Genomic DNA, 22,259 nt, shown 5'->3' with positions numbered 1-22,259 from the left:
GGCGGCTAGTGCAGCTTGTCGTGCTTGCGGCGCCAGTCGCTGAGCTGCACCACGTTGCCGCTGACACGTTCTGGCACCACGTCGATCACGGCATGGGGCGCGGCGTTGTCCATCACCACGCTGTCGCCGACGACGTTGGGCTGCGCCACCGGTTGCCCCGGCTTTTCCACGAACGGATGGGGTGCCAGCTCGATGGTGCCCACGTGCTGGCCGAACATGGTGATGGTGCCGGCGTGGCGCTGCTCGCTGGTGACGGTGAACTCAAAGCCATACACCCGCGCCAGGCGACGGCGGCCGCGAGCGTCTGGCAGTAGCGCAATGCGGCGCAGCGCGACGTTGTCGTCGAGCAGAATCACCTCCATGCGCTGACAGTGCTGCTTCACCCGCTCCAACGCACGTTCGCGCAGGCCATGGGCATGCCACAGCCAGGCGGCGCCGGCAGCCAGCAACATCAGCACGAACATATTGCCCAGGGTCAACATCGCGACGCACTCCTACAAGAGGGCCAAGCTTACTCGCGTCTTTGTGACCAACTCCAGCGTCGGTTATGACCGTCAGGCGGGTGGCCGGCTCAGCTTGTCGTTGCGCTGTGCAGGCCGAGGCGTTCGAACATGATGCGGGCGATTTCCCGCTCGCCCATCACCACCAGGTCGGCGCCGTGTTGCTGCAGGTAATCCACCTCGTCGTCGAAATGGGCGCGGGCGATGATGTCCAGATTGGCATTGGCAGCGCGCGCATGAATGGCGATGGCCCCCGCCTCCAAACCATTGGGAATGGCGATCAGCAGCCAGCGCGCATTCGCCACGTTGGCCAGTTCCAGCACGCGGGCGCTGGCGGCATTGCCATGCACCACGCTGTGGCCGACTTCGCGCAGTTCCTGAGCCTGGGTGCGGTTGTCTTCGATGATCACCAACGGTACGCCTTCCTCGCGCAGCCGCGCGCTGATGCGGCTGCCGACGCGGCCGTGGCCGATCAAAATGGCGTGACCGGTTTCGGTAATTGGCTGGAATTCTTCTGCCGCTTCTTCCTCAACCGTGGCTGCTGGCGCGGTTTTTTCGCGGCCATCAAGCCAAGGCTGAATGCGGTCGATCAGGGTGAACAGCATGGGGTTGATGACGATCGACAAAATCGCGCCGGCCAAAATGTAATCGCGCCCAGCTTCGGGCATCAGCCCCAAGCCCACGCCAAGGCCGGCGAGAATGAAAGAGAACTCACCGATCTGCGCCAGGCTGGCCGAAATGGTCAGCGCGGTGCTCAGTGGTTTGCCGAAGGCCAGCACGATCAGCAATGCCGCCAGCGACTTGCCGAACACGATCACCAGCAGCGTGGCGAGCACCATCAGGGGCTCGTTAATCAACACCATCGGGTTGAACAGCATGCCCACCGACACGAAGAACAACACCGCAAAGGCATCGCGCAGCGGCAGCGAATCGTCGGCGGCTTTGTGGCTGTATTCCGACTCGTTGAGAATCATGCCGGCGAAAAATGCGCCCAGGGCAAACGACACCCCGAACAACACCGCCGAGCCGTACGCCACGCCCATGGCAATCGCCAGCACGGCGAGGGTGAATAATTCGCGCGAGCCGGTGCCGGCGCTTTTCTCCAGCAGCCAGGGAATCACCTTGCCGCCCACCACAATCATCAGCACTACAAAGGCGGCTACTTTCGCCAGGGTAATGCCCAGTTGCAGCCAGATGCCTTCATCAGGCGCCGCTTCGCTGCCGCCCAGCACACCGGCCAACGCAGGAATCAGCACCAGCGCCAGCACCATCACCAGGTCTTCCACAATCAACCAGCCCACGGCGATTTTGCCGCGTCGGCTGTCGATTAACTGCCGCGCCTCCAGGGCTCGCAGCAGCACCACGGTACTGGCCACCGAGAGCGCCAGGCCGAAGATTAAGCCGGCGCCCCACGACCACCCGGTTAGCCACGACAACCCCATGCCCATCAGCGTGGCGACGGTGATTTGCACCAAGGCACCGGGGATAGCGATGTTCTTAACCGACATCAAGTCTTTGAGCGAGAAGTGCAGGCCCACCCCGAACATCAGCAGAATGACGCCGATTTCCGACAGCTCGTTGGAAAGGTCCTGGTCGGCGACAAAACCCGGTGTGAAGGGGCCGACCAAGACGCCGGCGAGCAGGTAGCCGACCAGGGGCGACAGGCGCAAGCGGTTGGCCAGCGTGCCGAGCACGAAGGCCAGCACAAAGCCGGTCGCCAGGGCCGCGATTAGAGGGGTGTGATGAACCATGAATTCTCCCGAATTGGCGCGAAGGGCTGGCAAAGGTGCAGTGCAGTGTGGGTCACGATGAAACATTGCGCCGCCGGAGCCTGAACCGGAGGGGAGGCAGTTCGGCAAGCCGGGGCCGGTGACGCGATGCGGGCCTCAGTCTAGCGCGGCGAACGCGCCAAGCCGGGCGGGCGTTTCAAGGCATTGTTAAACAAGATGTTTGTGCGCTGCGTGGGATCAACCCACGCTCGCCGACGCGCTGCCCGCGCCCGCTTCCAGTTTTCGCCAGAGCAAACGAATGGCCGCTTTGCGCACCAGCGCGCAGCGATACAGGCGAATCTCAAGCGGCAACTGCCAATGCGCGCCGCCGCACTCCACCAGTTCGCCACGCGCCAGCTCCGGCTCGATGCTCAGGCGCGGCACCCAGGCCACGCCCAACCCTTGCAGCGCCATGCTTTTCAAACTGTCGGCCATCGCCGTTTCGTACACCGTGGTGGAGCGCAGGCCGCGTTGGCGTAGCAAGGCGTTTACCGAGCGGCCGAGAAACGCGCCGGCGCTATAGGCCAGCAGCGGCACGCTTTGGCCGCTTTCCAAATCGAACAGCGCGTTGCCGTCGGCGTCCACGCCGCACACGGGCAGCATTTCGCTGCGGCCCAACAGCATGGAAGGGAAGATTTCCGGGTCCATTTGCAGCGCCGCGTCGGGGTCGTAGAAGGCCAGAATCAAATCGCAGGCGCCCTCGCGCAGCGCGTGCACCGCCTCGCCGACGTTGGTGGCCACCAGCCGACTGGCAATGTTCAAACCGTCCTGACGCAGGCGCGCAATCCAGGCCGGGAAGTAACTCAATGCCAGGGAATGCGCCGCCGCAAACTGCAGCACTTCACCTTGTTGGCCTTCCAGGTGATGCAGGTGGCGCACCACTTCACCGAGTTGCTCGATCACGCTGCGGGCCGTTACCAGAAACAGCTGACCGGCTTCGGTCAGCTCCACAGGCGTACGCGAGCGGTTCACCAACGTCAGGCCCAAAGACTCTTCCAAACTGCGAATCCGTCGGCTGAACGCCGGCTGGGTGACGAAGCGCTTCTGCGCCGCCTGGGAAAAACTGCGAGTGCCGGCCAGGGTGACGAAGTCTTCCAACCATTTGCTTTCGAGGTTCATGTGGGCTCCGTTGCGATACCGCTTATTACGCTCGCCGACAAGCGGCAGTCACACCAACATTATGCCGTTTGTGCATACCCCAGCGTTTAACAGCATTGGCCTTAGAAACAGCTCAGCCCTAGTCTAGCCTGCATCGCGGCCAAGCCCGTGCCTACCCTGAGATGAACCTCATCATGTCCCCTGTTGCATCATCGCGCATCGAAAAAGATCTGCTCGGCACCCTCGAAGTTTCTTCCGACGCTTACTACGGCATCCAGACCCTACGGGCTGTGCACAACTTTCGCCTGTCCGGCGTGACGTTGTCGCACTACCCCAAACTGGTGGTTGCCCTGGCGATGGTGAAGCAAGCGGCGGCCGACGCAAACCGCGAGCTGGGCCACCTAAGCCCCGCCAAACACGCGGCGATTAGCGAAGCCTGTGCCCGTCTGGTGCGCGGCGAGTTCCATGACCAGTTTGTGGTCGACATGATCCAGGGCGGTGCCGGCACCTCCACCAACATGAACGCCAACGAGGTGATCGCCAACATCGCCCTCGAAGCCATGGGCCACCAAAAAGGCGACTACCAGTACCTGCACCCCAACAACGACGTGAACATGGCGCAGTCCACCAACGACGCCTACCCCACCGCCATTCGCCTGGGGCTGTTGTTGGGCCACGACACCTTGCTCGCCAGCCTCGACAGCCTGATCCAGGCATTCGCCGCCAAGGGTGAAGAGTTCGGCCACGTATTGAAGATGGGTCGCACCCAGTTGCAAGACGCCGTGCCGATGACCCTCGGCCAGGAATTTCGCGCCTTCGCCACAACCCTGGGCGAAGACCTGGCGCGCCTGAAAAGCCTGGCGCCTGAGTTGCTCACCGAAGTGAACCTGGGCGGCACCGCGATTGGCACCGGCATCAACGCCGACCCGCGCTACCAGGCCTTGGCGGTAGAGCGTCTGGCATTAATCAGCGGCCAACCGCTGGTGCCGGCCGCCGACCTGATTGAAGCGACCTCCGACATGGGCGCCTTCGTGCTGTTCTCCGGCATGCTCAAACGCACCGCCGTGAAGTTGTCGAAAATCTGCAACGACCTGCGCCTGCTTTCGAGCGGCCCGCGCACCGGCATCAACGAAATCAACCTGCCGGCGCGTCAGCCCGGCAGCTCGATCATGCCTGGCAAGGTCAACCCGGTGATTCCGGAAGCAGTCAACCAAGTGGCCTTCGAAGTGATCGGCAACGACCTGGCCCTGACCATGGCGGCCGAAGGCGGCCAACTGCAACTGAACGTGATGGAACCGCTGATCGCCTACAAGATTTTCGACTCGATCCGCTTGCTGCAACGGGCCATGGACATGCTGCGCGAGCACTGCATCGTCGGCATCACCGCCAACGAAGCGCGCTGCCGCGAACTGGTGGAAAGCTCCATCGGCCTGATCACCGCGCTGAACCCCTACATCGGCTACGAGAACGCCACGCGCATCGCCAAGCAGGCGCTGGAAAGCGGCCGTGGGGTATTGGAATTGGTGCGTGAAGAGAAGCTGCTGGACGACGCCAGCCTGGCCGAGATTCTGCGTCCGGAAAACATGATCGCCCCGCGTTTGGTGCCGCTCAAAGCAGCGGTGTAACGCGCCACCGTTTCACAGTCACCAGGCTTTGGGGCCAAGCTTCCCAAGCCCTTCAGGAGATACAGCGAACGCTGTGTCTCCTTTTTTTATGCGAGTGGCGCCGACCCTCACCCCCCGCCCTCTCCCGCTCGCGGGCGAGGGGGCCTGACCGAGGATGCGGCGAGATAGGCGATGGATTCCCCTCTCCCGCTCGCGGGAGAGGGGCTAGGGGTGAGGGCCGCAAACGCCACCGATCCCGGTTAAAACACCGACCACCCAATGCGCTGACTCAACAATTCCAACGCCGCCATGCCCACCAGCGAGTTGCCCGCCGCGTTCAGCTCTGGCGACCACACGCACACGGTGAATCGCCCCGGCACCACCGCAACAATGCCGCCGCCCACGCCGCTCTTGCCCGGCAGCCCAACCCGATAGGCGAAATTCCCGGCTTCGTCATACAGCCCGCTGGTGGCCATGATCGAATTCACCTGCTGGGTTTGTCGCGCCGTCAGAATCTGCTCGCCGCTGTGTTTGCAGAACCCATCGTTGGCCAGAAAACAAAAGGCGCGGGCCAGGTCGACGCAGCTCATGCGCAGCGCGCAGTAGTTGAAATAACTGCGCAGCACGGCCTCGACATCGTTATGAAAGTTGCCGAACGACTGCATCAGGTACGCCATCGCCGCATTGCGCGCGCGGTGCTGGTACTCCGACTCGGCCACATGGCGATCCACCGTGACCTCGGCGTTGCCCGACAGCCGCCGCACAAAATCGCGCATCGACAACACCGGCGCGGCGAAGCGCGACTGGTTGATGTCACAAATCACCAGCGCCCCGGCGTTGATAAACGGATTGCGCGGTTTGCCGCGCTCGAACTCCAATTGCACCAGCGAATTAAACGGCTGCCCCGACGGCTCATGGCCGAGGCGTTCCCAGATGGTCTCGCCGGAATGCTCGATGGCCTGTACCAGGCTGAACACCTTGGAAATGCTCTGCACCGAAAACGGTGTGTCGGCGTCGCCGGCACGGAACAGCTCGCCGTCGTTGCCATACACCGCAATGCCCAACTGTGCGGCAGGCACCTCGGCCAACGCGGGGATGTAACTGGCCACTTTGCCCTGGCCAATCAACGGGCGGACTTCGTCGAGAATTTCGGTCAACAGCGCTTGCATGGGTTGGGCTCCGTGGCGATCACTGCTAGACGATGGTTTTGCAGGCGGCATCACCTAAAAATGGCTCAGCCCTTCCAGGCTTTTTTCAGTGCGCTCAACGCCGTTGCGATGTGCGCCTCGCCTACCCCTGCGAAACCGAGTACCAAGCCGGCGCGCTCGTCTTCGTTGGCTGGCGAATCCGGCAACCAATAGTCACTCAACGCATTGAGTTCAACGCCCACGGCGGCGGCTTTTTCCACCAGCTCCTGCTCCCGCGCGCGGCTGCTAACGCGCACGCTCAGGTGCAGGCCGGCGTCTACCTGCGGCAACGGCTGGCAGCCCCGCACGTCGCTGGGCCAGTCTTTGATCAAGGCGTCCCGGCGCGCTTGGGCGGCGCGGCGCATGCGGCGGATATGGCGCTGGAAATGGCCGGCGGCGATGAACTCGGCCATTACCGCCTGGGTGCCGATTTCCGAGTGACGAACCGCCAATGCGCGCGCCTGGCTGAAGGCCTGGCTAAGCGACGGCGGTACTACCAGATAACCCAGACGCAGGGCCGGAAAGGCGATTTTGGAAAAGGTGCCGACGTACAGCACCCGGCCATGCTGGTCGAGCGCGGCCAAGGGCGACAACGGCGTGCCGCGGTAGCGGTACTCGCCGTCGTAATCGTCCTCAACAATCCAGGCGTTTTCGCGCGCGGCCCATTCCAGCAATTGCAGGCGGCGCGGCAACGACAGGGTGACGCCCGTGGGGTATTGGTGCGACGGCGTTACGTAGGCCAGCCGGCAGGTTTTCAGGGTGGCCAGCGCCGTTGTGTCGAAGCCGTCTGCGTCCACTGCCACGCCGTGCAGATGAGCGCCCGCCAGGGCAAAGGCCTTGCCGGCGGCGCGGTAGCCGGGGTTTTCAATCGCCACGCCGTCGCCGACGTTGAGCAACACCTGCGCGCAAAGGCTGATGGCCTGTTGCGCGCCGCTGGTAATGATCACGTGGGCCGGGTCACAGACCAGCCCTCGGCTGTTGCGCAAATAGGCGGCAATCAGCTCGCGCAATCGCGGGTCGCCCGCCGCCGAGCCATAGCCCAGGGCAGCCATCGGCGGCCGGCGCCAGAAGTTGGCTTGCAGGCGTGCCCACGTGTCGAAAGGGAAGAGGTCGAAGGCCGGAATGCCAACGCGAAAAGCCCGGGGTGCGTCGAGGCGCGCCGCCGGCAAATGCTCGGTTTCCAGGCGCTGCAGCGCGGTGCTCTGCGCGGTTTGCGTGGGCGGGGTGGCAGGCGTTCTGGCAGCTTTGCGCGCCTTGGTCGCCAGTTCCGCCACATAAGTGCCATCGCCCACGCGACCTTCCAGATACCCCTCGGCATACAGCTGGTCATACGCGCGCACCACGGTATTGCGCGACACGCCCAGCGCGTCGGCCAAATCACGCGTCGCTGGCATACGCACCCGGCTGCCAAGCTGGCCACCGAGAATACGTTCGCGCAAGGCTTCATACAGCTGGCGCGACAAGCCTTTGCTGCGGTCCAGCTGAATGCCGGACGGGTCGAACGGTAGGGGTGATGGAGACATAACAGACTCGAATGCGCGGAGCGAAGCCCAACCTAACATTGGCCCTATGAGATTTGCCATAAATGGCTCTTACACAAGTCCAATGCCTGCCCTAGGATCAGCCCATCAACAGGGAGATTCACCATGTACACGCCCGCTGCCTTCCGCGAAGAAGACCTGCCCACGCTGCACCAGCAAATGGCCCAAACGCCGCTGGCAATTATCGTCAGCCACGATGAGAACGGCCTGCAAGCCAGCCACTTGCCATTGCTGCTGGTGCCAGGCGAGGGCCGCTTCGGCACGCTCAAAGGCCACTTCGCCAAAGCCAACCCGCAATGGAAAACCTTGCAAGCCGGCGCCGAGGTGCTGGTGATTTTTTCGGGCGAGCAGGCCTATATCAGCCCCGGTTACTACCCCAGCAAAGCCGAACACGGCAAAGCAGTGCCCACCTGGAATTACATCGCCATTCACGCCTACGGCCGTGCCGAGACGTTCGACGACCCGCAGCGCTTGCGCCAGTTGCTCACCGAACTGACCCACCGCCACGAAGACGGCCGCGCCCAACCGTGGACAATTGACGAAGCGCCGCCGGCGTACATCGACAGCTTGCTGCGCGCCATCGTCGGCTTCGAGCTGCCCATCGAACGCATCGAAGGCAAATGGAAACTGGGCCAGAACCGCGACAAAACCGACTACGACAATGTGCGCGCGAACCTGGCCGGCAGCGGCTTGGCCAACGAAGCCGAACTCGCCGCCCGCATGCCGCCCCACGGCTCGCAATAAAGGAGAAGACATGAGCATCACCATTCGCGCCATCACCGCCGCCGACCACGCCGCCTGGCTGCCGTTGTGGCAGGGCTACCAGCGTTTCTACAACACCGTGATCAGCGACGAAACGAGCGCCATCACCTGGCAACGTTTCCTCGACCGCAGCGAGCCCATGAACGCCGCCCTGGCCTGGCAAGACGGCGTCGCCGTGGGCCTGGTGCACTTCATCTACCACCGCTCCACCTGGACCGTCGGCAACTACTGTTACCTGCAAGATTTGTATGTGGAACCGGGCATTCGTGGCGCCGGCATTGGCCGTCAGTTGATCGAACACGTGTACACCTGCGCCGAAGCCGCGGGCGCCTCGCGCGTGCACTGGCTGACCCACGAAACCAACACCGACGCCATGCACCTGTACGACAAAATCGCCACCCGTTCGGGCTTCGTGCAATACCGCAAACTCTTCAACTAATTCGCCAGGAACCGCCCATGAGCCTCACCCCGCACCTGAACTGGAAACCGGTCGCCGCCCCGAGTCGCGACACCCTGCAAGGCCGCACCGTGCGCCTGGAAGCCCTCGACCCGGCGCGCCACGGCGACGACCTGTGGCTGGCCCTGCAAGGCCCCGACTCCGACCCGCTGCTGTGGGACTACTTGCCCTACGGCCCCTTCCCCGAGCGCGCCGCCTTCGACACCTGGCTGAGCGCCAACGCCGCGAGCAAAGACCCACAGTTCTACGCCGTCGTCGAACAAACCAGCGGCCAGGTCCAGGGCCTGCTCGCCTACCTCAACATCGCCCCGGCCCACGGCAGCATTGAAATCGGCCACATCTGCTACGGCCGCGTGATGCAACGCAGCGTGCAAGCCACCGAAGTGATCTACCTGCTCGCCAAAAACGCCTTCGACCTCGGCTATCGCCGCCTCGAATGGAAATGCAACAACGGCAACGCCCGCTCCAAACGCGCCGCCGAACGCTTCGGCTTCACCTACGAAGGGCTGTTCCGCCAACACCTCGTCATCAAAGACCGCAACCGCGACACCGCCTGGTACTCCATCATCGACAGCGAATGGGCACCGATTGCCAGGGGGTATGAACGGTGGCTGGACTTGAGCAATTTCGATGGGAATGGGCAGCAGATGCAGGGGTTGGAAGTGTTGCGAAACGGATAAGAGCGGCACCCTGTTCCAGCAACTCAGCGCCCATCCTGTAGGAGCGGCTTTAGCCGCGATGCTTGTGATCGCCGCCCCACTCATCGTAGGCCGAGTGGAGCCGGGGTTTAGCAGACGCGGTAATGAACGAGCACCCAAAGCGCCGAGACAGTGATCAGTGTTCGACGAGATATTCTAGATTTCGAATCGTCGAACCGCCGCTTTCGCGGGAATGACCAAGTTTTTCTCCACACCACCGTCATCCTCGCGAACGCGGGGATCCAGAGTCTTTCGCCAGAGTGCGATTGGTGGCGCTACGGGGATGTTAGTCCGGCGGTAAATACTGGATTCCCGCGTTCGCGGGAATGACGGAGGTTTTTGCATAGAGCACCGTCATTCCCGCGTAGGCGGCGGTTCGACGATTCGAATCCAGTTTCGCGCCGAAGTGCGGTCATTGGCACCGCATCGCCCCACCCTGGGGCTTCGATTCCGTCGTCAACTGTTTGTAACAACCCCAACGCATAGTCCCCCGCACTTCAAATAAGAGCGGTGACCCATGCATTCCCACACCCCCAAATTCCGTCTTCTACCCCTGATTCTGGCCGTGCAAGCCATCACCCTGGCCACCGCCCAGGCCGCCGACTTCAGCGTTGGCGCCGGCACCACCGACAGCACCGCGAAAACCCTCACCAGCGGCAATACCGGCACCGTCGCCAACGGCGGCACGCTGCAACCCAACGTCAACGCGGCGGCTGTGGACATCACCGGCACCAGCGGCGCGGTAACGCTCATAAACAACGGAACCCTGGCCAACGCCAACAGCGGCAGCGATGCCCGCGCGATTGATAACAACACCAACGGTGTCGCTATCGCTATTACCAACAACGGCACGATTTCCACCCTCAACGCCGACGCCATCCGCGTTAAAAAGGCCAACTCCACGCTGGTGCTAAACAACAACGGCACCATCAAAGTGACGGGCAGCGGAACCAGCGGTGGGCAGGCGATCGACATGCGTGACGCCACCGGCGCCGGCAACAAAATTATCAACAACGGCTCCGCCACCAACCGCAACGCGCTGATCGAATCCAGCAACGACGACGCCCTGCGCCCCGGCAGCAACACCACCATCAACAACTACGGCACCATCATCAGCACGGGCACGGTCAACACCAAATGCCCGGACTACATCAGCGCCTGCAGCGGCGCTGCCAGCGCCATGGACGCCATCGATTCCAAGCTGGCCGTTACCGTCAACAACTGGGGCACCATTTCCGGGCCGCGCCATGGCGTGACCTCCGATGCTGGCGTCACCGTTACCAACTACCAAGGCGGCCAAATCATCGGTCGCAACGGCTCTGGCGTCGGCAGTGATGGCGTGGGCACGGTGCTTAACTACGGCTTGATCAGCGGCCGCTACGCCGGAGCCGGCAAGGTGTTCGAGCACCTGGGCGGCAGCACTGGTTACAGCACTGCGAACAACGGTGATGGCGACGGCGTGGACATCGACGGCATCGCCAGCATCAGCAACTACGGCCGTATCGAAGGCGTGGGCGCCGGCGGTGTGGATTCCAGCGGCTTTCCCAATGGCGCTGATGGCATCGCGGCAGGCGGCGGCACAATCATCAACCACGCGGGCGCTGAAATTTTTGGCCAGTCCAAGGGCATCCTCATCGACGACGGCGCCAATGGCTCTGCCATCGCCGCGCAACGCGGTACGGCGACAGCGGTCGGCGGCGTGGCGACGATCACCAACGGCGGCAGCATCATCGGTGCGGACAGCACGGCCATCGGCCTGGTCGGCAACTTTGCCGACAGCCTGACCAACCTGGCCGGCGGCTTGATTCGCGGCGGCGCCCGGTCGGTGCGCGTTGACCAATTGAGCAGCACCACGGCAGCCGCCGCCGTGCAAATGGGCGCGGGCAACGACACCCTGAGCAACGCCGGCTCCATCGTTGGCCTGAACGGCCTGGCCGTGGACATGGGCACCGGTGACGACAGCCTTACCGTGATTACCGGCGGCACCTTTGGCGGCCTGGTAGATGGCGGCGCCGGCACTGACGCCCTGACCCTCAGCGGCAGCGGTGTCGGCCAGTTTGGCAACAGCCAAAACTTTGAAACCCTGGCCGTCACGGGCGGCAAGTGGACCGTCAGCAGCGACGACTTCAGTGCCGGCGGCAACGTGGCCAGCGGCGCGACGCTGATCAACCAGGGCAGCATTGGCGGCGTGCTAAACGTCGCCAATGGCGCCCATTACGGCGGCACGGGTCGCCTGGGCAGCCTGCAATTGGGCAGCGGCGCCACGTTCGAGTATTCCCTCAACGCCAGCGGCGCACCGGTGCAACTGAGCGGCAGCGCCACGCTGGGCAACGCCGCCCTGAACCTGACCGCCAACGGCAGCGGCTACGCCGAGCGCAGCAGCCTGCTGACGACAGCCGGTGGCGTTAACGGGCAGTTCGGCAGCGTGACCCACAACTTTGCCTTCCTGACCCCAACCGTCACCTACACCGCCAACACGGTCGAACTGCAACTGACCCGCAACGACACCGCCTTCGCCGCGCTCGCCAGCAGCGAAAACGCGCGCAACCTGGCGGACAATCTCGCCGCCCAGCGCGACAGCAGCGTGTACAACGCACTGCTGACCACCGATAAAGCCACCGCCAGGCAGGCCCTTGAGCAACTCGCCGGCACCAGCAACGCCAGCATGGCGGCCGCCACCATGGCCGGCTCCAGCCAGGTGAGCAGCGTGATGCAGGGCGCCATGAGCCAGCTCGGCGGTTTCGGCAGCAGCTTGCAAGCCTCGGTGTTGCGCGATGACGGTCCGCAACTGGTGGCCGTCGGCGTACCGAATGAAGCACGTGGTCTGCACGACCCCAAAGCCGCTGGCCGCGTGTGGGTGCAGGCCCTCGGCAGCCACGGCACGGTTGATGGCGAGCACGGCAGTAGCGATGTCGACCAGAACACCGGCGGCACGCTGTTCGGTGCGGATTGGGCGCTGAGCCCGGACTGGCGTTTGGGTGTGGTTGGCGGTTATTCACGCACCGACATCGACGCCGGGCAGGGCGCCTCGGGTGATGTCGACAGCTACCACGTGGGTGTTTACGCCCTGACCCAACTCGACCAATTGGCCCTGCGCCTTGGCGCGGCGTATAGCCGCCACGACGGCGAAAACAAACGCCGGGTTCGCTTTGCCGGCGTCGACGACAAACTGCACGGTGACTACGACGCCAACAGCCAGCAAGCCTTCGCCGAATTGGCGTACCCCTACGCCAGCGGCCGCCTGCTCGCCGAGCCGTTCGCCGCCGTGGGCTACCAACGTTACGACCGCGATGCTTACAGCGAAAAAGGCGGCGACTCGGCCCTACGCGTGGAGTCGCAAGACCAAGACAACCTCAGCACCACCTTGGGCCTGCGCCTTGCCGGCCTCAATCATCTGGACAGCGGCATGAGCTTCACCCCGCGCATGAGCCTGGGCTGGCGCCACACCTACGGCAACGTCGACAGCGAAACGCGGCAAGCGTTTGTCAGCGGAGGCAGCAGCTTCAGCGCCCAAGGCACGGCGCTGGATCGCAATACATTGCTGGTTGAGGCGGGGTTTGATGTGGGAATTACGGCTAGCCAGAGTTTAGGGCTGGGGTATGTGGGAGAGATGGGGGATAACGCGCAGAACCATGGAGTGGTGGCGCAGTGGCAGATGGGGTTTTGAGGTTAGGTGCGTGGGAATGACGGAGGTTTTTGTACAGACTCCCGTCATCCTCGCGAACGCGGCGGTCCGACGATTCGGGATCCAGAGTTTCGGACCGAAGTGCAATTGGTGGCGCTGCGGGGATGTTTGTTCGGCGGTAAATACTGGATTTCGAATCGTCGAACCGCCGCTTTCGCGGGAATGACGGAGGTTTTTGCGCAGACCACCGTCATCCCCGCGTAGGCGGGGATCCAGAGTCTCGAACCGAAGTGCTCTTAACGGCCACGCAGCGAGAGACAGCCGTCCTGCCCCAGCCTCAGTGCCCCTGCACCTGCGCCAGTTCCCCGCCTTCCTGCCCCTCGCGATCCAACTTAGCCAACCGCGCCGTCAACTCAGCCAGTTGCCCATCCTTCAATACAATCAGGCGCTGCAATTTATCCAGCTGCGACTGCAAATCCGTCACCCGGCTGGACAGCTCCTCGCCTTCGCGCCGGGCCTGGGCCAGTTCTTCCTGAGCTAATGCCAAGCGGTTATCCGCTTCCTGCTTGGCGGCGGCCTTGCTGGCTTTGGCGCCGTCTTTATGTTCGGCACGACCGCTGCCTTGTTCGCCGACCAGGCTCAACGTGTCGCTGGCCGCCTGGGTAGCCGGCGCGCTGCCAGCTTCGGTGCGTTTGCGGGCGTCCAGCTGGGCCACGCCTTCGCCTTTCCAGCTTTGTTGTTGCTGCTGGGTTTGCGCCAGGGCGTCGTTGCGGTCGGTGGCGTGCAGTTGCTCACGGTTAGGCAATTGCAGGGTTTGCGCGCTCTTCATACGGTTGATGTTGCCGTTGCTGAAGGCGTCCGGGTTGAGACGCTGGATGGCCAGCATGGCTTGCTGCGGCGAGGCGTCGCCGCGAATGCGCTGGGCGATGTCCCAGAGCCGATCGTTCGTCTGCGTGCGGTATTGACCGCCGGCAACAGGCGCGTCGGCGGCGGCTGCGGTGCTGGCTACGGCAGGCGCGGTGGCAACCGAGGCAACGGCTGGCGCGGCGACCGGCGCTTTCGGCTTGGTCACGGGCGCGGCAGCTGCCACCGGCGCGCTCACCGGCGCCGGCGCGGCGTAGGCGTAGTTTGGCGGGTCGATCAGCAGGCTGTATTCACGCAGCTGCAAACCATCCGGGGAAACCACTTCCACGAGGAAATTCAAGTACGGCTCGGTGATCGGGCGGCTGGTGGTCACGCGGATCATGCTCTGACCCTTGGCGTTCAGCGTGGTCTCGAACTTCAGCGCAAGTACGGCACTGTCGCGGTCGATGCCGGCCTTTTTGAACGCCTCGGGGGAGGCCAGGCGCACTTTAAGTTCTTCCGGGCCGAGATCACGCACGCCCTGCAATTCGATTTGCGCGCGCAGCGGTTGGCTGAGGCTTGAGAGCACCTGGGCTTCGCCCACGCTCAGAGCCATGGCGGTTGTCGGCAACAGCGATGCCGAGGCCAGGGCCAGAGCCGTCAGCAGGCGGGGATACTTCTTGAGCATGTCGGCTCTCCTCATCGTTAAGACCACGCAGGGCGCGTGCGGCCGCGCATGATGGCGAGGTTGGCGATGAGCATTTGCGAGGTTCGCCACAGGCTGACGAAGGTGTGGCGAGCAGAGGTTGAAACTGTGCAGCAGGTACGGAAAAAACCACGAGACCGTCGCATTCCTCTAGGGCCAATCGCGGCTAAAGCCGCTCCCACAGGGTGTCGGACTTTCAGGAAGCGATGCTGCTCTGCTCCAGCAACAATTTAACGAAATGCTCCGCCGCCAACGGCCGGCTGATCAGGAAGCCCTGAATCTCGTCGCATTGCTGGGCTTTGAGGAAATTCATCTGCGCTTGGGTTTCCACGCCTTCGGCTACCACTTTCAATTCCAGGCTGTGGGCCATGGCAATGATGGCTCGGGTGATGGCGGCGTCTTCGCCGTTGGCTGACAGGTCGCGGATGAAGGATTGGTCGATCTTCACGTAATCCACCGGGAAACGCTTGAGGTAGCTGAGCGAGGAATAGCCGGTGCCGAAGTCGTCGATGGCCAGCTTCACGCCCATCTGCCGCAGTTGGTGGAAGGTGCTGATCACGTTCTCGACGTTGTCGAGCAACTGGCTTTCGGTCAGTTCCAGTTCCAGCAGGTGCGGCGCTAAGCCGGTTTCGTCGAGCACCTGGCGCACCAGCGCGGTGAGGTTGCCTTGGCGCAGTTGGTGGACGGAGAGGTTCACCGACACGCGAATATCGGCAAGGCCCATGGTTTGCCATTCGCGCGCCTGGCGGCAGGCTTGGCGCAGCACGAATTCGCCGATGGGCGCGATTAAGCCGGTTTCTTCGGCCAGGCCGATAAAGTCGCCGGGCGGCACCAAGCCGTGTTCCGGGTGACGCCAGCGCACCAGCGCTTCGGCGGAGCTGAGGGTGTCGGTGACCATGCACAGTTTCGGTTGGTAGAAGACTTCCAACTGGCCCAGTTCGATGCCTTTGCGCAGTTGGTTTTCCAGTTGCAGCCGTTCCAGCGTGCAGGCTTGCAGGTTGTCGGTGAAGAACTGGAAGGTGTTACCGCCCAAATGTTTGGCGTGCTGCATGGCCATGTTCGCCTGGCTGATCAGCGCACTCATTTCCCGCGCGTTTTCCGGCAGCAGGCTGATGCCGATGGAAGCGCTGACTACCAGTTCCTGGCCACCCACGGTCATGGGCGTGCGCAATTTGGCGAGCAAGCGGCTGGCCAGGCGCGCCAGGTTCGACAGGCTGCCGTAGCTGTCGAGAATCACGGCAAATTCATCGCCCGAGAGCCGCGCCAGGGTATCGGCTTCCGGCATGGATTGGGTCAGGCGGCGGCTCATTTGCCGCAGCAATTGATCGGCCACTTCATGGCCGAGGCTGTCGTTGAGCAGTTTGAAACGGTCAAGGTCGATGTGCAGCAACGCCAAGGTGCGCTCGCCTTGGCGGGCCCGTTCGCTGGCTTCGTGCAGGCGCGCTTTGAACAGCGTGCGGTTGGCCAGGCCGGTGAGTTCGTCGTAGTGCGAGAGGTAGCGCAGGCGTTCTTCGGCTTCGCGACGCGAGGTGAGGTCGGCGAAGAAGCCGACGATGTGGCTGACCCGGCCACGGCTGTCGTGCACCACGTTCATTTGCAGCCATTGCGGGTACAGCTCGCCGTTCTTGCGCGTTTCCACCAGCTCGCCCTGCCATTTGCCGTGCAGCTCTAGCTCTTGGCGGATCACTTCGTATTGGCCGCGGTTGTCGCGGCTGCCGATCATGCGCGTCACGCTTTGGCCGTGAACTTCCTCGGCGCCGTAGCCGGTCACGTCGCTGTAGGCCTGGTTAACGGCGAGTACTTTGTAGTCGGGGTCGAGAATGATGATGCCTTCGCTGGCGGCCTCGAACACGATGGCGGCCAGGCGCTGTTCTTCGTCGCGGCTTTTCCAGGCGGTGATGTCGCGGCGGGTGCCGAGCATGCGCGTGACCCGGCCGCTGGCGTCGCGCTCCACAGCGCGGCCACGGTCTTCCACCCACAGCCATTGGTTGTCGGCACGGCGGACGCGGTATTCGATTTCGTAGCCGTCGGTGAGGCCTTTCATGTGCTCCACCAAGGTGCGGCGCAGCAGCGGCAGGTCTTCGGGGTGCAGGCGCGGTTTCAGGTCGCGCAGCATGGCGGTCACGGCGTTGGGGTCGAGGCCGAACAGTTCCTTCAGCCGCGAGTGGTGAACCTCGTCGGTTTCCAGGTTCCAGTCCCACATGCCCAGCTCACTGGCTTCCAGGGCCATGGCCAGGCGCGCTTCGCTTTTGCTCAGGGCATGGCTGGCGGCGTCCAGCTCGAGGGTGCGCTGGGCCACGCGTATTTCCAGCTCATTGTGGGCGTCGCGCAGTTCGCGCTCGGCGCGGCGGCGTTGTTCGATTTCCCGCGCCAGCTCGCCATTCAGGCCTTCAGCCTGGCCTTTGGCGTGTTCCAGACGGCTGATCAGCGCCTGGTTATGGAAGCGTTGCACCAGGCTGCGCTGCACCAGCCGGTTGATTTGCCAGGCCACCACCAGCAGGGCGCCGAACAGGATCAACCCGAGCAGACCCCAGCCTTTTTGCGTGTCGTCGCCGGACAGCAGCAGATAGCCCACTGCCGGCACCAGGCAGGGCAGGGCGAAGGTCAGAAAGGCGGTGAGGCTGACGGCATAGGCCACGCTGGCGGACAAAATGGCCGCGCTGATCAGCCCGAACATCAGCACTTGCTGGAAGAAGGCGTTCGGCGGCACCAGCGCGATGGCGCCAATGGCCAGGGCCACGCCTGAGGCGAAGGCGCCGAGCAAAAACATCTGCCGCCAATGGGGTTTGGCTTGGCGCGACGGCAGCGCGGCGTTGAAGGCGGCCACCTGAATCAGGCGCAGCACCGCCAGCGTCACCACGCCCACCAGCCAGCCGGCGAGCAGCAGATCGCCGCGCGGCTCCCATAACAGGTACGCGCAGGCCAGGCCGCAGAGCAGCATGAACAGGGTGGGAATGCGTGAGCCCTCGTACAGCAAACGAGTGCGTTCAACGGCGATGTCGGTAGCGAACAGCTGGCGAATGTCTCGATCGGTCTCTGCCAATGGCAGGTCGAGAGGACGCCTGGAATGTGCGGTCATAGGCCCTTTTCTTGTAATGGTTATGCCTAGTCGTGGCCGGAGCATACACAACCGAAGCCGTTGGCCCAAGGCTCAATCTCGGCATTTTCACCGTGAATACCCCTTACTTTCGATAGCGCGGCCAGTGCCGCTGCGTTGACCTGCCGGTCGTCGGTTATGCGTTGCCCCGTGCATCGGTCGTGCGGCGTTTGCCCTGACTACCCCGGCCCCCTAGAATGCCGCGATGCGCGACGATCTCTCCCTTCTGCTTAATTCCCTCAACGACGCTCAACGCCAGGCCGTAGCGGCCCCGGTGGGGCGTCAGTTGGTTCTGGCCGGCGCTGGTTCCGGCAAAACCCGCGTGCTGGTGCACCGCATCGCCTGGTTGATCCAGGTTGAAGGCGCCTCGCCGCATTCGATTCTGTCGGTGACGTTCACCAACAAAGCCGCCGCCGAAATGCGTCACCGCATTCAGCAACTGCTCGGGCTCAACCCGGCCGGCATGTGGGTGGGCACGTTCCACGGCCTGGCCCATCGCCTGTTGCGGGCGCATTGGCAGGAAGCGGGGCTGAACCAGAATTTCCAGATTCTCGACAGCGACGACCAGCAGCGCCTGGTCAAGCGCGTGATGCGTGAGCTGGGTCTGGATGAGCAACGCTGGCCAGCGCGTCAGGCGCAGTGGTTTATCAATGGTCAGAAAGACGAAGGCCTGCGGCCCAAGCATATTCAGCCGGGCGGCGACATGTTCCTCGCCACCATGCGCTCTGTTTATGAAGCCTACGAAGCGGCGTGCCTGCGCGCCGGGGTAATCGACTTCTCCGAACTGCTGCTGCGCGCCCTCGACCTGTGGCGCGACAACCCGGGCCTGCTGGAGCATTACCAGCGCCGCTTCCGCCACATTCTGGTCGACGAATTCCAAGACACCAACGCCGTGCAGTACGCCTGGCTGCGTCTGCTCGGCAAAGGCGGCGACAGCCTCATGGTGGTGGGCGATGACGACCAGTCGATCTATGGCTGGCGCGGCGCCAAAATTGAGAACATTCACCAGTACTCCAGCGATTTCCCGGATGCCGAGACCATTCGCCTGGAGCAGAACTACCGCTCCACGGCCAGCATTCTCAAGGCCGCCAACGCGCTGATCGTCAACAACAGCGGGCGCCTGGGCAAAGAGCTGTGGACCGACGGCGGCGACGGCGACGCCATCAGCCTATATGCCGCCTTCAACGAACACGACGAAGCGCGTTACGTGGTCGAGACCATCGAAGACGCGCTGCGTAAAAACGGCTTGTTGCGCAGCGAAATCGCCATTTTGTACCGCTCCAACGCCCAGTCGCGGGTGCTGGAAGAGGCGCTGCTGCGCGAACGCATTCCGTACCGTATTTATGGCGGCCAGCGCTTCTTCGAACGCGCTGAAATCAAGAACGCCATGGCGTACCTGCGCCTGCTCGAAGGACGCGGCAATGATGCGGCGCTGGAGCGGATCATCAACGTGCCGGCGCGTGGCATTGGCGAGAAAACCGTTGAAGCCATTCGCGACCATGCGCGCCACAGCGATTTGTCGATGTGGGAAGCCATGCGCCAACTGGTGGCCAATAAAGGCGTGACCGGCCGTGCGGCCAGTGCGCTGGGCGGGTTTATCGAGCTGATCGAAAACCTCGCCGCCAAGGTCATGGAAATGCCGCTGCACCTGATGACCCAAACGGTGATCGAGCAGTCCGGCCTGATCACTTACCACAAAGAAGAAAAAGGCGAGAAAGGCCAGGCTCGGGTGGAAAACCTTGAGGAATTGGTCAGCGCCGCGCGCAATTTCGAGAACAGCGAAGAAGACGACCAGACGCCATTGGCCGCCTTCCTTGGCCACGCCTCGCTGGAAGCCGGCGACGCGCAAGCCGACGAACACGAAGACAGCGTGCAGCTGATGACCTTGCACAGCGCCAAAGGCCTGGAATTCCCGCTGGTGTTTTTGGTGGGCATGGAAGAAGGGCTGTTCCCGCACAAGATGAGCCTGGAAGAACCGGGTCGCTTGGAAGAAGAGCGGCGCCTGGCTTACGTGGGCATTACCCGCGCCATGCAGAACCTGGTGCTCACCTACGCCGAAACGCGCCGGTTGTATGGCAGCGAGACCTACAACAAAGTCTCGCGCTTTGTCCGCGAAGTGCCGCCGGCGTTGATTCAGGAAGTGCGCCTGTCCAACAGCGTCAGCCGCCCTTATGGCAACAGCAATCGCGGCGCCAACACCGGCAGCATGTTTGCCAACGCCGAAGTGCCCGACACCGAATTCCGCTTGGGCCAGGCCGTTAAGCACGCGCTGTTTGGCGAAGGGGTGATTCTCAACTTCGAAGGCGCCGGCGCGCAGGCGCGTGTGCAGGTGAACTTCGCGGCTGAGGGCACCAAGTGGTTGATGATGGGTTATGCGAAGTTGGAGCCGCTCTGAGGGTTTCGTTTTCTGTTAGAACCCATCGCGGCTAAAGCCGCTCCCACAGGATTGCACCCTCTGTAGGAGCGGCTTTAGCCGCGATGCTCTTCCTGCCCATTTACCACCGGCTGAAAGGATTTCACCGTGCGCCTGACCCCGCTTGTCGCCTTGCTCACTTCCTTGCTCGTGCCGTTCCATGCCGTCGCCGGCTTGTTTGGCAAAGACGGCCCGCCGCTGAGCGTGGAACGCGACGTCAGCAAGTACCTCGACTGGAACACCGGCATGCAGCGCGAACGGGTGACGTACGTCCTGCGCATGAACGGCCGCAAGCTCAGTGACGAGACCATCACCAAGGCCGTGGGTGCCAAGGAAGAGAGGCTCTACGCGACCAATATCTTCGCTGCCATCAGCGCCGGGCCTAACGATGCCTTGGTGCTCTATGGTTCAAACGGGCTGTACAACCTGGCCACGCTGCACGTTGAAGGCAAAGCGTTAACGGGCAAAACGCTGCTCAACGAGGTGACGCAAAACTGGTTTACCGATGCGCGCATGGACGGCTGGGTGTCGGTGCAGCAGGAGGATCATTTGCACTTGGTGCAACTCAGTCCGTTGAAAGTGGTGGATGTCGGCCCCGGCGTGTTGCTCGATGTGCGCGGCGATACCGCGCTGTTGGCCAAAGAGGGTTATCGCGAACCCCAATCGACCATCCGCGCCGTGAGCATTGGCCAGGCCAAGCAAGTGGCCGAGTTGTCGCTGCCCACCGCCTGCTTTGCGCTGCCGCGTTTCGAGTTCACCCATCCGGCGGTTTATGGCGACATGGACGCGTCCACGCTAGAAACCCTGCTATTTAAAGATGGCCCGACCTGGTTCGACACCAACTTCACCCTGACCAGCGGCGCCACGCCGCAGTTGCAGCTCAAAAGCACCCAGCAATTGCCCAAGCCGCCCGTGGAGCGCTGGTCGGTGACGGTTCGCGAGCCGGACCTCGGGCGCCCGCCGCGCAAGCCCGAAGAGCTCGACTACGCGTCTACCCCGTCTTATGAAGAAAATGACGACACCATCGACCCCGAGCCTGTCGCCTGCGCGAGCATCAACCCCAACCCGGGCATCAATGCCGGCAAGGCGCCGTACCCGACGCAGTCGATCATGGCCGAAGACCTTTGCCTGGGCGACGACTTGCCCGGCATCACCGACGCCATGCGCAAGCAGCGCTGCGTGCTGCCCGCGACGACCAAAGTGATTACCAAAGGGCCGCAGTGGCAGTTGGAAGAGGTGCGCTTCGCGTATCGACCGCAAGGCGGCAAAGCCCAGGTTGAGCAGGTGGTCTACCAGCTACGCGAGGGCAAGCAGGTGCACCGCGCCATTGCTGGCGCCTTGGGCGAAGGCCTGCGCTTGCGTGAGGTGGCGATAACCGGCGAGGGCCAGGCGCTGATCAAAGGGCGTGGCGAAGGGGCGTATGAGCTGTTCCGCTTGTCTTCCAGCGCTGACGGCAAACTGCTGCTGGAGTTTCTCGACACCGTGCCGTACCCGGCCACCCCGTTCGATACCAGCAAGCCGGGGTGGGTGTACCAGCGCAGCGCGGGTTTCCTGATGAAGGCGCAGCCGTTTGGATTCGAGCGCATCGGCAAGGGCTTGCTCGATGTGCGCGGCAATGAGCTGCTTTATTACTACACCGACTACGACAACGACGATCTGGTGCTGCTCGCCAAGGATTTCCAGCCAGAGCCGCAGCAACGTGAAACCGGCGAAGACGCACCGCGTTTAACCCTGAGCGGCAAGTGCCGGATGGATGACGACCCGTACTGGGAATTTGCCGTTCCGCCTGTCAACGCCACGCTGGCGCAGTCTGCCGCCTGGTTCACCCGTAACTTCGATTACACGAACGGCAAGGCTGGCAGCATTATCCTACGTAAAGATCATCAATTGCGCGTCAAACGCGGCTGCGCTTCTGATGGCGGAAAGAACTAAACGGCATAAATCCGGAAACATTCTGCT

Annotated in this window: 14 protein-coding genes; 7 read left to right on the top strand and 7 right to left on the bottom strand. The window is 63.1% G+C overall.

The window, feature by feature from the left end:
- Positions 1-5: 5 nt before the first annotated feature.
- The 3 genes from ACZZ0Q_RS22950 to ACZZ0Q_RS22940 form a co-directional block, all read right to left on the bottom strand.
- Complete coding sequence (locus tag ACZZ0Q_RS22950; protein ID WP_463540652.1) at positions 6-482, bottom strand: DUF3301 domain-containing protein; 477 nt, start codon at positions 480-482, stop codon at positions 6-8.
- Between the two features lie 89 nt (positions 483-571).
- A complete protein-coding gene (ybaL, locus tag ACZZ0Q_RS22945; protein ID WP_463560957.1) occupies positions 572-2,251 on the bottom strand; it encodes a YbaL family putative K(+) efflux transporter in 1,680 nt (559 codons plus the stop codon).
- A gap of 216 nt (positions 2,252-2,467) precedes the next feature.
- Positions 2,468-3,388 (bottom strand): LysR substrate-binding domain-containing protein, encoded by a 921-nt coding sequence (locus ACZZ0Q_RS22940; protein ID WP_463540653.1) that lies wholly within the window; start codon positions 3,386-3,388, stop codon positions 2,468-2,470.
- A 173-nt stretch (positions 3,389-3,561) separates the two neighbouring features.
- Between ACZZ0Q_RS22940 and aspA the strand changes: the two genes are divergently transcribed.
- Positions 3,562-4,992 (top strand): aspartate ammonia-lyase, encoded by a 1,431-nt coding sequence (aspA, locus tag ACZZ0Q_RS22935; protein ID WP_122492459.1) that lies wholly within the window; start codon positions 3,562-3,564, stop codon positions 4,990-4,992.
- 239 nt (positions 4,993-5,231) lie between these two features.
- Here the strand turns inward: aspA and glsB are convergent, their stop codons facing one another.
- Positions 5,232-6,140: a glutaminase B gene (gene glsB / locus ACZZ0Q_RS22930; RefSeq protein ID WP_463540654.1), complete on the bottom strand. Its 909-nt coding sequence runs from the start codon at positions 6,138-6,140 to the stop codon at positions 5,232-5,234.
- Between the two features lie 65 nt (positions 6,141-6,205).
- A complete protein-coding gene (gene pdxR, locus ACZZ0Q_RS22925; RefSeq protein WP_463540655.1) occupies positions 6,206-7,681 on the bottom strand; it encodes a MocR-like pyridoxine biosynthesis transcription factor PdxR in 1,476 nt (491 codons plus the stop codon).
- Positions 7,682-7,804: 123 nt separating this feature from the next.
- Here pdxR and ACZZ0Q_RS22920 point away from each other — a divergent pair, with 123 nt between their 5' ends.
- The 4 genes from ACZZ0Q_RS22920 (at position 7,805) to ACZZ0Q_RS22905 (ending at position 13,283) form a co-directional block, all read left to right on the top strand.
- Complete coding sequence (locus tag ACZZ0Q_RS22920) at positions 7,805-8,443, top strand: FMN-binding negative transcriptional regulator (protein ID WP_463540656.1); 639 nt, start codon at positions 7,805-7,807, stop codon at positions 8,441-8,443.
- A gap of 10 nt (positions 8,444-8,453) precedes the next feature.
- The gene (locus ACZZ0Q_RS22915; protein ID WP_463540657.1) at positions 8,454-8,900 is read left to right on the top strand and encodes an N-acetyltransferase family protein; all 447 of its coding nucleotides are present in this window, start codon (positions 8,454-8,456) and stop codon (positions 8,898-8,900) included.
- Between the two features lie 17 nt (positions 8,901-8,917).
- Positions 8,918-9,598, top strand: coding sequence for a GNAT family N-acetyltransferase (locus ACZZ0Q_RS22910; RefSeq protein WP_463540658.1), 681 nt, complete (start codon positions 8,918-8,920; stop codon positions 9,596-9,598).
- A 535-nt stretch (positions 9,599-10,133) separates the two neighbouring features.
- Positions 10,134-13,283, top strand: a complete 3,150-nt coding sequence (locus ACZZ0Q_RS22905; protein WP_463540659.1) for an autotransporter outer membrane beta-barrel domain-containing protein — start codon at positions 10,134-10,136, stop codon at positions 13,281-13,283.
- A 295-nt stretch (positions 13,284-13,578) separates the two neighbouring features.
- Here ACZZ0Q_RS22905 and ACZZ0Q_RS22900 read toward each other — a convergent pair whose 3' ends face one another.
- Together ACZZ0Q_RS22900 and ACZZ0Q_RS22895 are read right to left on the bottom strand one after the other, a co-directional pair.
- The gene (locus tag ACZZ0Q_RS22900; RefSeq protein WP_463540660.1) at positions 13,579-14,772 is read right to left on the bottom strand and encodes a type IV pilus assembly protein FimV; all 1,194 of its coding nucleotides are present in this window, start codon (positions 14,770-14,772) and stop codon (positions 13,579-13,581) included.
- A 214-nt stretch (positions 14,773-14,986) separates the two neighbouring features.
- Positions 14,987-17,869, bottom strand: a complete 2,883-nt coding sequence (locus ACZZ0Q_RS22895) for an EAL domain-containing protein (RefSeq protein ID WP_463540661.1) — start codon at positions 17,867-17,869, stop codon at positions 14,987-14,989.
- 223 nt (positions 17,870-18,092) lie between these two features.
- Between ACZZ0Q_RS22895 and uvrD the strand changes: the two genes are divergently transcribed.
- Positions 18,093-20,282, top strand: a complete 2,190-nt coding sequence (uvrD, locus tag ACZZ0Q_RS22890; protein WP_463540662.1) for a DNA helicase II — start codon at positions 18,093-18,095, stop codon at positions 20,280-20,282.
- A gap of 126 nt (positions 20,283-20,408) precedes the next feature.
- Positions 20,409-22,232 (top strand): hypothetical protein, encoded by a 1,824-nt coding sequence (locus tag ACZZ0Q_RS22885; protein WP_463540663.1) that lies wholly within the window; start codon positions 20,409-20,411, stop codon positions 22,230-22,232.
- Positions 22,233-22,259 lie beyond the last annotated feature (27 nt).

The organism is Pseudomonas sp. AC070 (assembly GCF_979258635.1).
The sequence above is the reverse complement of the archived record's forward strand: the minus strand, read 5'-3'. Positions and strand labels throughout refer to the sequence as shown.